This is a genomic window from Amycolatopsis sp. NPDC006131, from assembly GCF_040614175.1.
Taxonomy (GTDB): domain Bacteria; phylum Actinomycetota; class Actinomycetes; order Mycobacteriales; family Pseudonocardiaceae; genus Amycolatopsis_E; species Amycolatopsis_E tucumanensis.
Window position 1 is genome coordinate 1 of record NZ_JBEXTX010000158.1, and the last position, 13,626, is coordinate 13,626.

The following is a 13,626-nucleotide window of genomic DNA, read 5'->3' on the forward strand; positions in this document are numbered from 1 at the left end:
GGCATGTTCGGCTGCCGGTTGGCGGCCTGGGTTGCGGCCCTGGCTCAAGGTGATCGTTGCGTGTCAGGCGACGGGATGACCACCCAGCTCGGGTTATGTTCACTGCACGCCGCTGTGCGCCGTCAGGTTAGTAGGCCCTTGTCGTAGGCGATGGCTACTGCTTCGGCTCTTCGGTTGGCGCCTAGTTTCGCCATCACTCGTGACAGGTGGACGCTCACCGTTTTCTCGCTGATGAACAACTCTTCGCCGACCTGTTTGTTCGTCCGGCCCAGTGCCACTCGTTCCAGCACGGCACGTTCGCGGTCCGTCAGGGGGTCGACGGTGGGGCGCGGGGCTGGTTGTGGCTCCACGCCCGGGATTTCGATGCGGGCGCGCCGGGCGACCTCGCGGACCGCGTCGCGTAGGGGTACTGCCCTCAGGGTGTCGGCGACGTCGTGCGCGGCCAGCAACTCCTTCGCGGCCAGACCCGCGTCGCCCTGGGTGGACAACAGCGCTTCGGCGTGGTGCCACCGGCAGATCGCCTGCTCGTAAACCGCGCCGTAGTCGAATGCGGCGACGGCCGCCGCCCACAGTGCGGGGTCCGCTGGGCCTTCCAGGCCGCTCGCGGAGGCTTCGGCCCGTGCCAGCCACGCCCGCCCCTCCGGGCCGAGCGTCTGCGCCCGCGGCTTGCCGTTCGCGCCCGCGTACCGGACGTGCTCGATCAGCTTCCGGCCCGCCGCTACCGCCTGCTCGGCCACGCCGTGGTCACCGCGCTTCCGCGCGCTCGCCGACCACGCGGCGGCCGCCTCGACCCCCAGTGCGCCGAGGCGGACGGTGGCGAGCAGGTACCCCTCGTCGAACGACAACAGGAACTCGATGACCTTCCGCACCCACGCGATCGCCTGCTCGTACTCGCCCTGCCACATCGACAGTTCGGCGCCCGTCGCGCCGCTCACGATCGCCGTCAACGGCTCCGCCCGCCAGTGCGGCCGCAACTCCCCCAGGTACTTCTGCGCCGTGTCCACCCGGCCCCGCGCGACCGCGAACGGCAGCCACGACGACGTCATCCGCGCCGCCAGCACACTCGACACGCCCCGCGCCGGCGCGTTCGTGCTCGCCATCGCCGGCCAGTCGCCGCTGAGGTACCGCAACGTCAGGTGGCGCGCACGCATCTCCAGCCCGTAGATGCTCCACGTCAGCCCGGTCTGCTCCGCCCGCTCGATGCCGCGCCGGTAGATGTCCATCGCCGGGCCGTACTCGCCCAGGTCCTCGTAGCTGAACGCCAGGAAGCAGACCGCCCGCAACGCGACGTTCAGCGACCCCGAGTCCAGCGCCTTGCGCTCCGCCTCCTCAAGACGGGCCCTGGCCTCCTCCGGCTCGCCCGCGGCGTCGTCCAGCGCGCCCAGCGTCACGAGCGCGGCGGCCTCCGCGCCGGTGTTGCCGACGGCCCGCGCGTCCGCGACCGCCGTGTGCGCGTTCCAGCGCGAGTCCTCGTACTGCCCCGCGTTGCGCAGGATCGCGGCGCGCGTGGCCAGCACCCACGCCCGCGTCTTGCTCGGCTCGCCGTCGGAGACCAAGTCCCACGCCTTGTTGATCGCGTCGAGTGCCTCGTGCAGCGTGCCTTCGGCGTTGAGCAGCACCTCGGCCAGCCGCCGCCACACCTTCGCCGCCTTCTCGGGGGGCACACCGGGCCGCAGGTTGTGCACCGACGACCGGCCGTAGGCGATCGCCCGCTCCGGCTCACCCGAGGTGGCCGCGAAGTAGGACGCCTCCTGCAACAGCTTCAGCTCGTCGACACCCTCGGGACGGTCGGCCTCCGGCACCGCGTCCCAGATCTCCAGCGCCTGCTCGATGTGCCGCAACGCCGCGCCCGGCGCCCCCAGCCGCTCGGCCTCCTCGGCGGCACGCAGCAACGCGGGCAGCGCCGCCTTCAGGTCCCGGCTGCGCAGGCTGTGGTAGGCCAGCTTCGCGTCGTGGCCGCGGCCCTGCGGCGTGCGGCGGATCCGCTCGGCGTAGGCGGCGTGCATGCGGACCCGCTCCCCCGGCAGGAGGTCCGCGTACACCGCTTCCTGCAGCAGCGCGTGCCGGAACGTGTAGGCGCCCCGCTCGATGACCAGCACGTGGTGGTGCACCGCCTCGCGCAGCGCCTCGTCCAGCTCCAGCTCGTCCAGCCCGGTGACCTCGGCCAGCGCAGTGTGCGCCACCGAATCGCCCGCCGCCGAGATCGTCCGGACCACCCGCCGCGCCTCCGGCGACAGCCGTTCCAGCCGGGACAGCAGCACCTCGGCCAGCCCCGCGGGCAGGTCCTCGCACTCGACGCCGGCGGCCATCAGCTCCTCGGCGAAGAACGGGTTGCCCTCCGACCGCTCGGCGACCCAGGCGACGATCTCCGGCGTCACCGGCCCGTCGGCAAGCGCCTCGACGAACGCCCGCGCCTCCGCCGTGCCGAACGGCCGCAGCTCGACGTGCGTGACCACCGGCAGGCGGACCAGCTCCACCAGCATCGCGCGGAGCGGGTGCCGCCGGTGCACGTCCTCCTCCCGGTAGCTGCCGACCACCAGCAACCGCTGCCCCCGCAGGCGGTTGAGCAGGAACGACAGCAGGTTCCGGCTGGACGAGTCGGCCCAGTGCAGGTCTTCCAGCACCAGCACCACCGGCCGGTGCGCGGCGACCTGCGTCAGGACGCCCAGCACCGCGTCGAACAGCTGCAGCTGCCCGAGGTCCTGCTCCGGGCGGACCCGGTACGGCACGTCCCGCTCGCCGGACGTGTCCGGCACCAGGTGCTCGCCGGCCGGGGACGGCGGCATCGCGCCGCCCTGCGGCAGCAACCGCGCGAGCGCAGGCCGGACCCGGACCGCCTCGGCGACCACGGGATCGTCGTCCAGGCTCAGCGGCGCCAGCGCCTCCGCGAACGGCAGGTAGGGCAGACCGCCCTCCCGGACGTCCAGGCACCGCCCTGACAGCACGAGCGCGCCGCGGGAGGAGGCGTGCTCGGACAGCTCGGTCAGCAACCGGGTCTTGCCCACCCCGGCGTCGCCGGACACGAGGACCGCGCCCGCCTCACCCCGCTCGGCAGCGGTGAAGGCAGCACGCAGCCGTCGCATCTCGTCGGCGCGGGCGACCAGTGGGATTCCGGAACCTAGGCGGGGCACGAGCACCATTCTGTCGCACCCCACCGACAATCCCGGCACCCTTTTCGTCGTGGGCGAAACCACGCCCGGCCCTTACCGGGCGCGGGCCAGCTCGACGGTGCTCGGACGGCGCTGCTCCGGCACCCGGACCTCGGTCTTGGCGCGCCCGAACCAGCGGCGGCCGGGACGGCTCGCCTTCTCCAGCTGCTCGCGCCGGTAGGCCACCTCGGCCATGACCGCGTCGTACATGATCTCGTTTCGCATCGGGAGTCCCTCTTCCGGCTCTTCCAGTTCCCCTTGTGAACCTCAGAGTCGTCCTGAGGGCAGGCCCCCGGCATCGGACGATCACCCCGACCCGGACGCGAAACGACCCCTTACCCCGCCTCAGTCCCCTGCTCGGCGGTGTAAGGGGTCGTCCGTTCGGCTTACCTCAGGCGCGGTCGAGCGCACCCACGGCGCGGAGCAGCCCGCGCCAGCTCTCGGCGGACACGTGCAGCTCACCCGCGGCCGGGTTCTTGGAATCACGCACGCCGACTCCCCCGGCGATCATCGCGACCTCGACGCAGTCGTTCCCGCCGCCGCTGTGGCTGCTCTTGCGCCACACCGGGGCAAACGGCTCCACATGGGACATTTCTCCCCGCTCCTCACTTCCCAGGCACACGTTGGTACGGCTCACCCGGCAACCGTTATCCGGAAAAACGTTCGGCGGCCGCGGCGATCACCTCGACCGAGTCGTCCGGTTTCAGAGCCGTCGCACGCAAATGATCGAACATGAGGATATAGCGGCGCACATCGGGGGGCAGCTCGAGGAAAAAACCACCCGAAGTGCTGTCCACGTACACCACATCGGGGTCGGCCTGCTCCGGGAATCCGAGGATCAGGAACGGGCCTTCCATGCCCGGGTGGGCGCCCGCGCCGAAGGGAACGACCTGGATGGTGACGTGCGGCAGCTGCGCGACGGTCAGCAGCCGTTCGGCCTGGTGCGCCATCACCTCCGGCCCGCCGACCACGCGGTGCAGGACCGCCTCGTCGATGACGGCCCAGTACTCCGGCGGGTTTGGGTCGGTCAGCAGCTGCTGGCGGGCCGTGCGCGCGGCGACGCGACGCTGGATGTCGGATTCGTCGGCGTCCGGGCGCATCGCGCGGATGACGGCCCGCGCGTACGGCTCGGTCTGCAGCAGGCCGGGCACGAGCAGCGCCTGGAACGCCCGCAGCGAGCTGGCGTCGGCCTCCAGCCCGACGAAGGTGCCGGTGAAGACCTCCTTGTAGGCCTGCCACCAGCCCGGTTTGCGGGCCTCGCGGGCGAGCTGGACGAGCGCTTCCCGCTCGTCGCCGGTCATGCCGTACAGCTCCAGCATGTCGCGGGCGTCGCGCGGGGTGACACCGACGTGGCCGGTCTCGATGCGGCTGATCTTCGACGCGGAGCACTCCAGCTTCTCGGCGACCTCGTCGATCGTGAGGTCGGCGGCCTCGCGCAGCCTGCGCAGCTCGCTCGCCAGCCTGCGACGGCGAATCGTAGGACCCTGACCGCGACTCATGTCCGCTCCTCCACTCCGGCCCGCGCATTCCCCCCGGCGGCTCGTGGACAACCCGCTCCATCTAACCAGCAGAATCCGAAAACCCGGCCCCTCCGGCTCACCCCGTTGAGGTATCTTCCGCGATTAGCGGTCTGCAAATTGCATAATGCCGGGGTAATCTCGCTCGCGCGAACTGAACTTCCCCAGGAGGCGGCGTGCTCGACCGCGACACCATCGTCGGTCCACTGCAGACGTCCGTGCAGCGCCGGCTGGACGATCTCGCCCGATCGGTCGACCTCGCCGACCGCGAGCAGGCCGCCGACCTCGCCGCCAGAGAGATCCCGCTGCTGGTGGAAGCCCTGCGCGCCACGCTCGCCACGCACGCGCCGGACGCGCGCGGGCACTGCCCGGTCTGCCGCAGCCGCATGTCCCGGCTGTTGTTCCGGCGCCGCGGCCGGACGCCGTGCCGCGCCTACCTGGCCGCGCAGCTCAGCCTCGGCCCGGGGATCGAGGACGTGGTGCGGCCGCGGACCAAGCACCTGCGGCGCAGGCGGACGGCTTCCCTCAGCCCGCTCGGCTGAGGGCCCGCCACAACCCCGCGTCCGGACGCGGAACCTCAGTCCTGCCGCGCGTCCTGCCCGTCCGGTGGCAGCACCCTCAGCAGCCCTTCCTGCACCACCGTCGCCAGCAGTTTCCCGTCCCTGCTGAAGAAGCGGCCGGTGGCGAGCCCGCGCCCACCGGACGCCGACGGCGACTCCGTGTCGTACAGGAACCACTCGTCGGCGCGGAAGGGCCGGTGGAACCACAGCGCGTGGTCCAGGCTGGCGCCGAGCACGCGGTCCAGGTCCCAGTACACGCCGTGCCGGGCCAGCGGAGAGTCGAGCAGCGTCATGTCCGAGGCGTAGGTCAGGACGCACACGTGCAGCAGCTGGTCGTCCGGCAGCACGCCGTCCGCGCGCATCCACACCTGGTTGCGGCCAGGGCGTTCGCCGGTCTGCCGGGTCACCCACGGCGGGTCGTTGACGTACCGGATGTCGATCGGGCGCGGGCGTTTGCGCACGTCCGGCAGCGCCTGCGGGAACTCGGCGAGCCGCTCGGCGTACGTCGGCAGCGTCTCCGGGTCCGGGACCTCCGGCATCGCGTCCGCGTGCTCCAGCCCCGGCTCCGACTTCTGGAACGACGCGGACAACGCGAAGATCGCCTTGCCGTGCTGGACCGCCACCACGCGGCGGGTGGTGAACGACCGGCCGTCGCGGATGCGGTCGACCTCGTACACGATCGGCACCCTCGGGTCGCCGCCGCGGATGAAGTACGCGTGCAGCGAGTGCACCCGCCGCTCCGGCGGCACGGTGCGCCCGGCGGCGACCAGCGCCTGCCCGGCGACCTGCCCGCCGAACACCCGCACCGGCGAGTGCGGCGGGCTGACCCCGCGGAAGATGTCCTCCTCGATGCGCTCCAGGTCGAGCAGCGCGACGAGGTTGTCGAGAACGGCCTGCCCGCCGGCGCCTTCCTGGACGTCCAGTCCCGCCGCGGCGTCCCGAGCCAGCTCAGTCATGCGGAGAAGCCTACGGTGCGCCCCTCAGGCGTGGTCGTCCTCACCGAGCTTGTGCACGCGGATCAGGTTGGTCGAACCGACGGTGCCCGGCGGGGAGCCGGCCACGATGACGACCAGGTCGCCGGCCTGGTAACGGCCCGTCTCCAGCATCGCGCGGTCGACCTGCTTGATCATGCGGTCGGTCGAGTCCACCGACGGCACCAGCTCGGTGTGGGTGCCCCAGGTCAGCGCCAGCTGGCTGCGCACGCTCTCCTCCGGCGTGAACGCCAGCAGCGGCAGCCGCGTGTGCAGCCGGGCGAGGCGGCGGACCGTGTCGCCGGACTGCGTGAACGCGACCAGCGCCTTGGCGTTGAGCCGCTCGCCGATGTCCTTCGCCGCGTAGGAGATGACGCCCCGCTTGGTGCGCGGCACGTGCGACAGCGGCGGCACGGCCGGGGTGTCGGCCTCGACGGCCTCCACGATCCGGGACATCGTCTGCACGGTCTCGATCGGGTAGCGGCCCACGCTGGTCTCGCCGGACAGCATGACCGCGTCCGCGCCGTCGAGCACCGCGTTGGCCACGTCGGAGGCCTCGGCGCGGGTCGGGCGCGAGTTGTTGATCATCGAGTCGAGCATCTGGGTCGCGACGATGACCGGCTTGGCGTTCTCGCGGGCGATCTGGATGGCGCGCTTCTGGACCAGCGGCACCTGCTCCAGCGGCAGCTCGACGCCCAGGTCGCCGCGGGCGACCATGACGCCGTCGAAGGCCAGCACGATGGCTTCGAGGTTGTAGACCGCCTCGGGCTTCTCCAGCTTGGCGATGACCGGGCGGCGGCCCTTGCCGACGCGGTCCATCACCTGGTGGACCAGGTCGATGTCGGCCGGGGAGCGGACGAAGGACAGCGCGATGAAGTCGGCGCCCAGTTCGAGCGCGAACTCCAGGTCCTCGACGTCCTTGTCGGACAGGGCGGGCACGGAGACGTCCATGCCGGGCAGCGAGACGCCCTTGTTGTTGCTGACCGGGCCGCCCTCGGTGACCTCGCACACCACGTCCGGGCCCTCGACGCCCTTGACGACCAGGCCCACCTTGCCGTCGTCGACGAGCAGGCGGTCGCCCGGCTTGGCGTCCTTGGCCAGGCCCTTGTAGGTGGTCGAGACCCGGTCGTGGGTGCCGGCGACGTCCTCCACGGTGATGCGCACGACGTCACCGGTGCGCCATTCGACCGGGCCGCCCGCGAAGGTGCCGAGCCGGATCTTCGGGCCCTGCAGGTCGGCGAGGATGCCGACCGCGCGCCCGGTTTCGGCCGCGGCCTCCCGGATCAGGTCGTACACCTGCTTGTGGTCGCCGTGGCTGCCGTGGCTGAAGTTCAGCCGCGCCACGTCCATCCCGGCGTCGACAAGGGCTCGCACCTTGTCCGCGGTGGCGGTCGCGGGGCCCATAGTACAAACGATCTTCGCGCGTCGGCTCACGTCCCAATAGCGTAGTCGCTTGTGTCGCGCACGTCTGTACCGATCTCTCGAACGGTTCAGGAAACGTTCACCAGCCAGGTCACCAACGGAAAGGTCAGACCGTCGTCGTCCACCCAATCGGTGAGTTCAGCGGCTAGTTCACCCACCATGGTGATACGGGTCTCCTCGGCCGCGGCGGCGAAGGCCGGGGCGGCGGGTGTGGCGCTCGCCTCGTGCTCGACCATCTCGGCGACCGCGCCGAAGCGGACTGGCACGAGACCGATGCGCAGGCGGACGGAGGTGAAGCCGGCGTCGGTGAACAGCGCGCGCAACTCCCTGGGCTGGGGCCCGGCGAAGGGCGCGCGCAGGGCGGCGCCGGCTTCGGGGCCGAGGTGGTCCTCGAACGCGCGGGACAGGGCGGCGAACTGGGGGTGGAAGCGGGCGTCGCGCCACATCGCGACGGCGATCCGGCCGCCCGGCTTGAGGACCCGCCGCCACTCGCGCGCGGCGGCGGCGCGGTCGGGCAGGAACTGCAGGCCCTGCTGGCAGGTGACCAGGTCGAAGCTGTGGTCCGGGAGGTCGAGCCGGGTGGCGTCACCGTGCAGCCAGCGAACGCCGGAGGGCTTGGACCGGGCGACGGCGAGCATGCCTTCGTTGAGGTCGACACCGGTCACCGCGGCGGCGAGCGGCTCCGCGGCGCGGGCGACGACGCCGGTGCCGCAGGCGACGTCGAGAACCTGGTGATTAGGCTGCGGCGCGGCGAGGTCGAGGAGCTGCCGGGCGCACTCGGCGAAGAACGCGGGGACCAGGTAGCGCTCGTAGGCTGCCGGGCCTTCGGCGGCGAGCTGGAAGGTGGCGGCGTTGCTCATCCGGTCAGGATGCGCGCGGCGCCGACGCCGGTGAAGGGGCTTTGGTCAGCGGCGCCCGAGTCTGGCGAAGGGAGCCTGGACGGGGCGGCGGTGCCCCGCCGAGGGAAGCTTCACCGGCGCATGCCCCGGCGCCGGTGCAGGGGGCTTGGTCAGCAGCGCGGCACAGCGCACGCGCGAGAGAGCCCAGCCGGTGAAGCGCCCTCAATCAGCGGCGCGGCTTCTCGCTGATGCCGACGTGGTCGCGGGCCCACTCGTTGAACGGGCGGACCTGCCGCCAGGCCTTGCGGACCCGGTCGAGGCACGCGCGTTCGTGCAGGGTGTCGTCCGGGTCCCAGGACTTCACGGCGTACAGCGAGCGGTGTTTGAGCAGCTCCAGGCGCGGGTGGTCGTCCGGGTAGCCGCGGGGCTTCGTCTTCATCACGTCACCGGCGATGGTCCACCCGGCGCGGCGCAGTTTGGCCAGGATGTCGGCCAGCGCCTTGCCGTGGATTTCGGTGTCGACCGCCTGCCGGTAGCGCGCCAGCTGGTCGGACTGCAGGTGGAAGCAGCCGCCGCCGACGCGCAGCCCCGCCGACGACACCTCCACGTAGTAGGCGCCGCCGCCGCGACCCTGCTCGACGACCCCGCCGCAGTGGGTCTTGTACGGGGTCTTGTCATGCGAGAACCGCACGTCGCGGTAGGGGCGGAACACCTTGCCCTCGCCGAAGCCCGGCCCGAACTCCGGCGTCAGCTCGGCGAGCAGCGCCTCCATCGGGCCACGCACGTCGGACCGGTAGACCTCGACGTGGTCCTCCCAGTACGGCTTCGAGTTGTCGGCCTCCAGACCGTCGTAGAACTCGACGGCGTGCTCTCCGAATCCGGCGAACTTCGTCACCGCGCCACGATAATCCTCAGGATGGACACGCCTGACAGCTACATCGACGCGCTCGACGAGCCGCGCCGCAGCGACATCCGGGCGCTGCACGAGCTGATCCGGGACACGGTGCCCGAGCTGGCGCCGACGACGGCCTTCGGGATGCTCGGCTACGGCCCCTACCACTACCGCTACGCCAGCGGCCGCGAAGGCGATTCCACGGTGATCGCTCTGAAGAGCAACAAGAACTACATCTCGCTGTACGTCAGCGCGGTGGTCGGCGGCCGCTACCTCGCCGAGAGCTACGCCGACGCGCTGCCGAAGGCCTCGATCGGCAAGAGCTGCATCCGCTTCAAGCGGCTGGCCGACCTCGACACCGGCGTGCTGGCCGAGATCTTCCGCCTGGCACGGGAAAACCCGCCCGGCGAGCTGCACCGGGCGGGTTCCCCGCCGGACTAGGAGTTCATCGCGGTGATCAGTTCCCCGTTGGCCGTGTCGCCGGACAGTTCCCAGAAGAACGCGCCGCCGAGGCCCTGGCTCTTGGCGTAGCTCATCTTCCCGGTGATGGTCGCCGGGGTGTCGTAGCTCCACCACTCCGAGCCGCACTTGGCGTACGCGGTGCCCGCGATCGTGCCGGTCGACGGGCAGCGCGTCTTGAGGATCTTGTAGTCCTCGATGCCCTGCTCGTACTTGCCCGGCGCGGGTCCGGTCGCGGTGCCGCCCGGGGTGGCCTGCGTGACGCCGGTCCAGCCGCGGCCGTAGAACCCGATCCCCAGCAGCAGCTTGCTCGCCGGCACGCCCTTCGACTTGAGCTTCTGGATCGCCGCGTCGGAGTAGAAGCCCGCGGCCGGGATGCCGTCGTAGGAGGTCAGCGGCGAGTGCGGCGCGGTCGGTCCGGCCGGGCTGAAGCCGCCGAAGTAGTCGTAGGTCATCACGTTGTACCAGTCGACGTAGCGCGCCGCGCCGCCGTAGTCCGCCGCGTCGATCTTGCCGCCGGACGAGCCGTCCGCGGTGATCGCGGCGGTCACCAGCTTGCCGCCGAACTTCGACCGCAGCGCCGACATCAGGTTCGTGAACGCGCCGGCGCCACTGGTGTCACAGGTGGCGCCGCAGGCGTTCGGGTACTCCCAGTCGATGTCGATGCCGTCGAACACGCCGGCCCAGCGCGGGTCGTTGACCAGGTTGTAGCAGGACTCGGCGAACGCGGCCGGGTTCTGCGCGGCCTGGCCGAACCCGCCGGACCAGTTCCAGCCGCCGAAGGACCACAGCACCTTCAGGTTCGGGTACATCTGCTTGAGCTTGCGCAGCTGCCCGAAGTTGCCGCGCAGCGCTCCGGCGTCCCACGTGTCGGCCACGCCGTCCACGCTGTTCGCGGCGGTGTAGGCCATGTCGTAGGCGGCGTAGCTGTCGCCGACGGTGCACTGCCCGTTGGTCACGTTGCCGAACGAGTAGTTGATGTGGGTCAGCTTGGCCGCCGACCCGCTGGTGTGGATGTTCTTGACGTAGTACGCCCGGTCGTAGACGCCCCACTCGGCGAAGTAGCCGAGCAGTTTGCCGACGGGCGCCGCGGTCGCCGCGGGCGGCGCGGCGGTGACCGTCATGAGGAGCGCGGCGAACAAGCCGCCGAACGCGAGAGCGAGTCTGCGCATGATGCCTCCCTGGGAGCCGAAGGGGACATCCGCACGGTAAGAGGACTGGACCACTCGAACAATGGTTCAGACCAATCTGTACGACGAAAGTAGGGGCGCAACGGCGGTTCCGTTGCGCCCCTCGCAATCTCAGCCGAAGAAGACCTCGGCCTCCTCGTAGCGCTCCGGCGGCACGGTCTTCAGCTCCGCGGTCGCCTCGGCGAGCTTGACCCGGACGATGTCGGTGCCGCGCAGCGCGACCATCGTGCCGAAGTCGCCGTCCGCGACCGCGTCCACGGCGTGCAGGCCGAAGCGGGTCGCGAGGACGCGGTCGTAGGCCGTCGGCGTGCCGCCGCGCTGGGTGTGCCCGAGCACGACCGCGCGCGACTCCTTGCCGGTGCGCTTCGCGATCTCGTCGGCCAGCCAGGTGCCGACGCCACCGAGCTGGACGTGACCGAACGCGTCCTTCTCCCCGGTCCGGAGCACCTCGGCGCCGCCCTCCGGCACCGCGCCCTCGGCGACGACGATGATCGGCGCGTACATCTTCTCGAAGCGGCGCTCGACCCACTCGACGACCTGCTCGACGGAGAACGGCCGCTCCGGGACCAGGATGACGTTGGCGCCGCCGGCCAGGCCGGCGTGCAGCGCGATCCAGCCCGCGTGGCGGCCCATGACCTCGACGACCATCGCGCGGTAGTGCGACTCGGCGGTGGTGCGCAGCCGGTCGATCGCCTCGGTGGCGATGTGCACCGCGGTGTCGAAGCCGAACGTGTAGTCGGTGGCCGCGAGGTCGTTGTCGATCGTCTTGGGCACGCCGACCACGCCGATGCCGTCGTCGGTGAGCTTCTTCGCGACGCCGAGGGTGTCCTCGCCGCCGATCGCGATGAGCGCGTCGACGCCCTGCTCGGTGAGCACGGCGCGGATCTTCTCGACGCCGCCCTCCTCCTTGTACGGGTTGGTCCGCGAGGAGCCGAGGATGGTGCCGCCGCGGATCAGGATCTCCTCGACGTCGTCGAGACCGAGCGGACGGCTGTCCCCGGTCAGCGGGCCGCGCCAGCCGGAGCGGAAGCCGACGATCTCCCACCCGTGCGCCTCGATGCCCTTGCGGACCACCGCGCGGATGACCGCGTTGAGCCCGGGGCAGTCGCCGCCACCGGTCAGCACGCCGACACGCATCTGATCAGACCTCCGAAAAGTTGTGCTGGTCACACCTGGCGACCGCCAGAGTAGCGGTAGTCACCCTTGATCGGTAAAGCGGCGGGCGGGGCTGCTAGGGTGTCGGACGTGCAGCGCTATTTCTGGTTTAGCGGGCCGGCCCTGGGTGGGCCAGCCGGCGGCCTTGCTGCGCGCTGACCTTCCACCCTGGAGCCGGATGATCGACCGGCTCGTCAGGGACTCGCGCGGGCCGGTCACCGAAAGGAACCCCCGCACATGTCTCCCAGCGCCTCGACACTCAGCGCAGGCCCCGCGGACGTCACCGAAGGCCTCGACAACCAGCGCACGCTCGGCGTCAGCCCGCTGATCTCCCCCGCCCTGCTGCGGCAGGAGCTGCCGGTGGACGCGGCGATCGCCAAGACCGTCGCGCAGGGCCGGTCGTCGGCCGTCGACATCCTGGGCGGCGACGACGACCGCCTCATCGTGGTCGTCGGCCCGTGCTCGGTGCACGACCCCGCGGCCGCCCTCGACTACGCCCACCGGCTGGCCGAGCACGCCGCCGGTGTGCGCGACGAGCTGCACGTGATCATGCGGGTGTACTTCGAGAAGCCGCGCACCACGCTGGGCTGGAAGGGCCTCATCAACGACCCGGACCTGGACGGCAGCTACGCCGTCAACAAGGGCCTGCGGATGGCGCGCAAGCTGCTGCTGGACATCTCCGCGCTGGGGCTGCCGGTCGGGTGCGAGTTCCTGGACCCGATCACGCCGCAGTTCATCGCCGACACCGTGAGCTGGGGGTCCATCGGGGCGCGGACCGCGGCCAGCCAGGTGCACCGCCAGCTGTGCAGCGCGCTGTCCATGCCGGTGGGGATCAAGAACTCCACCGAGGGCGACGTGCAGGTGGCGGTGGACGCGACCCGCGCCGCGGCGGCGAGCCACGTGTTCGCGGGCATCAACAACGACGGCCTGGCCGCGCTGTTCACCACCGCGGGCAACCCCGACTGCCACGTCATCCTGCGCGGCGGTTCCGCGGGCCCGAACTACGACGCGGCGACGGTGGCCGACACGCTCGCGCGGCAGGCGAAGGCCGGGCTGCCGGAGCGGGTGATCATCGACGCGAGCCACGGCAACAGCGGCAAGGACCACGTCCGCCAGGGCGTCGTGGCCGGGGAGATCGCGGACCGGATCGCCGCCGGCGAGCGCGGGATCGCCGGGATCATGCTGGAGAGCTTCCTCGAGGCCGGGCGGCAGGATCTCGTGCTGGGGCGCGCCGACGAGCTGACCTATGGGCAGTCGATCACCGATGCGTGCCTGGATTGGCGCAGCACGGGGGAGCTGTTGGATCGGTTGGCTTCGGCTGTTGTGGCTCGGCGGTGAGTTGGCGCTACGCGGGTTTCTCAATCGCCGGCTTCGCTCCGCTACGCCCCGATTGAGCCCTCCCGAACCCGATCTTTCAGTGTTCGGTTGCCGAGACACCGCGTCAAGGCGGGAAAGCGTGCCTTGACCCGGTG

The 13,626-nt window shown here is 71.3% G+C and carries 13 protein-coding genes; 3 read left to right on the top strand and 10 right to left on the bottom strand.

Annotated features, from left to right (window positions below; all coding sequences use genetic code 11):
- Positions 1 to 122: 122 nt before the first annotated feature.
- From ABZ215_RS40600 to ABZ215_RS40615, 4 genes are all read right to left on the bottom strand, one after another.
- Positions 123 to 3,140, bottom strand: a complete 3,018-nt coding sequence (locus ABZ215_RS40600) for a helix-turn-helix transcriptional regulator (protein WP_237340173.1) — start codon at positions 3,138 to 3,140, stop codon at positions 123 to 125.
- A gap of 63 nt (positions 3,141 to 3,203) precedes the next feature.
- Positions 3,204 to 3,374 carry a hypothetical protein gene (locus ABZ215_RS40605; protein ID WP_020418827.1) on the bottom strand — a complete coding sequence of 57 codons (171 nt, stop codon included), beginning with the start codon at positions 3,372 to 3,374 and terminating at the stop codon, positions 3,204 to 3,206.
- A gap of 166 nt (positions 3,375 to 3,540) precedes the next feature.
- The gene (locus tag ABZ215_RS40610) at positions 3,541 to 3,741 is read right to left on the bottom strand and encodes a DUF397 domain-containing protein (protein ID WP_039791576.1); all 201 of its coding nucleotides are present in this window, start codon (positions 3,739 to 3,741) and stop codon (positions 3,541 to 3,543) included.
- Positions 3,742 to 3,796: 55 nt separating this feature from the next.
- Entirely contained in the window at positions 3,797 to 4,648 is an 852-nt protein-coding gene (locus ABZ215_RS40615; RefSeq protein ID WP_020418829.1) for a helix-turn-helix transcriptional regulator, read from the bottom strand.
- 194 nt (positions 4,649 to 4,842) lie between these two features.
- Here ABZ215_RS40615 and ABZ215_RS40620 point away from each other — a divergent pair, with 194 nt between their 5' ends.
- Positions 4,843 to 5,208, top strand: a complete 366-nt coding sequence (locus ABZ215_RS40620; protein WP_020418830.1) for a hypothetical protein — start codon at positions 4,843 to 4,845, stop codon at positions 5,206 to 5,208.
- A gap of 35 nt (positions 5,209 to 5,243) precedes the next feature.
- Here ABZ215_RS40620 and tesB read toward each other — a convergent pair whose 3' ends face one another.
- The 4 genes from tesB to ABZ215_RS40640 all read right to left on the bottom strand — a co-directional run bounded on the left by tesB (position 5,244) and on the right by ABZ215_RS40640 (position 9,353).
- The gene (tesB, locus tag ABZ215_RS40625; protein WP_354956052.1) at positions 5,244 to 6,182 is read right to left on the bottom strand and encodes an acyl-CoA thioesterase II; all 939 of its coding nucleotides are present in this window, start codon (positions 6,180 to 6,182) and stop codon (positions 5,244 to 5,246) included.
- A 24-nt stretch (positions 6,183 to 6,206) separates the two neighbouring features.
- Positions 6,207 to 7,631, bottom strand: a complete 1,425-nt coding sequence (gene pyk / locus ABZ215_RS40630; RefSeq protein ID WP_027934991.1) for a pyruvate kinase — start codon at positions 7,629 to 7,631, stop codon at positions 6,207 to 6,209.
- A gap of 56 nt (positions 7,632 to 7,687) precedes the next feature.
- Positions 7,688 to 8,479, bottom strand: a complete 792-nt coding sequence (locus tag ABZ215_RS40635; RefSeq protein WP_354956054.1) for a methyltransferase domain-containing protein — start codon at positions 8,477 to 8,479, stop codon at positions 7,688 to 7,690.
- 205 nt (positions 8,480 to 8,684) lie between these two features.
- Positions 8,685 to 9,353, bottom strand: a complete 669-nt coding sequence (locus tag ABZ215_RS40640) for a DUF2461 domain-containing protein (protein ID WP_020418834.1) — start codon at positions 9,351 to 9,353, stop codon at positions 8,685 to 8,687.
- 21 nt (positions 9,354 to 9,374) lie between these two features.
- On the opposite strand from ABZ215_RS40640, the gene ABZ215_RS40645 reads away from it, so the two are divergent.
- Complete coding sequence (locus tag ABZ215_RS40645; protein ID WP_020418835.1) at positions 9,375 to 9,791, top strand: DUF1801 domain-containing protein; 417 nt, start codon at positions 9,375 to 9,377, stop codon at positions 9,789 to 9,791.
- Here ABZ215_RS40645 and ABZ215_RS40650 read toward each other — a convergent pair.
- Positions 9,788 to 10,933, bottom strand: a complete 1,146-nt coding sequence (locus ABZ215_RS40650; protein WP_354956061.1) for a glycoside hydrolase family 18 protein — start codon at positions 10,931 to 10,933, stop codon at positions 9,788 to 9,790. The genes ABZ215_RS40645 and ABZ215_RS40650 overlap by 4 nt on opposite strands.
- Before the next feature lie 177 nt (positions 10,934 to 11,110).
- Positions 11,111 to 12,136 carry a 6-phosphofructokinase gene (locus ABZ215_RS40655; protein ID WP_354956057.1) on the bottom strand — a complete coding sequence of 342 codons (1,026 nt, stop codon included), beginning with the start codon at positions 12,134 to 12,136 and terminating at the stop codon, positions 11,111 to 11,113.
- Positions 12,137 to 12,391: 255 nt separating this feature from the next.
- Between ABZ215_RS40655 and ABZ215_RS40660 the strand changes: the two genes are divergently transcribed.
- A complete protein-coding gene (locus ABZ215_RS40660) occupies positions 12,392 to 13,492 on the top strand; it encodes a 3-deoxy-7-phosphoheptulonate synthase (protein WP_354956059.1) in 1,101 nt (366 codons plus the stop codon).
- The last annotated feature ends 134 nt before the right edge of the window (positions 13,493 to 13,626 follow it).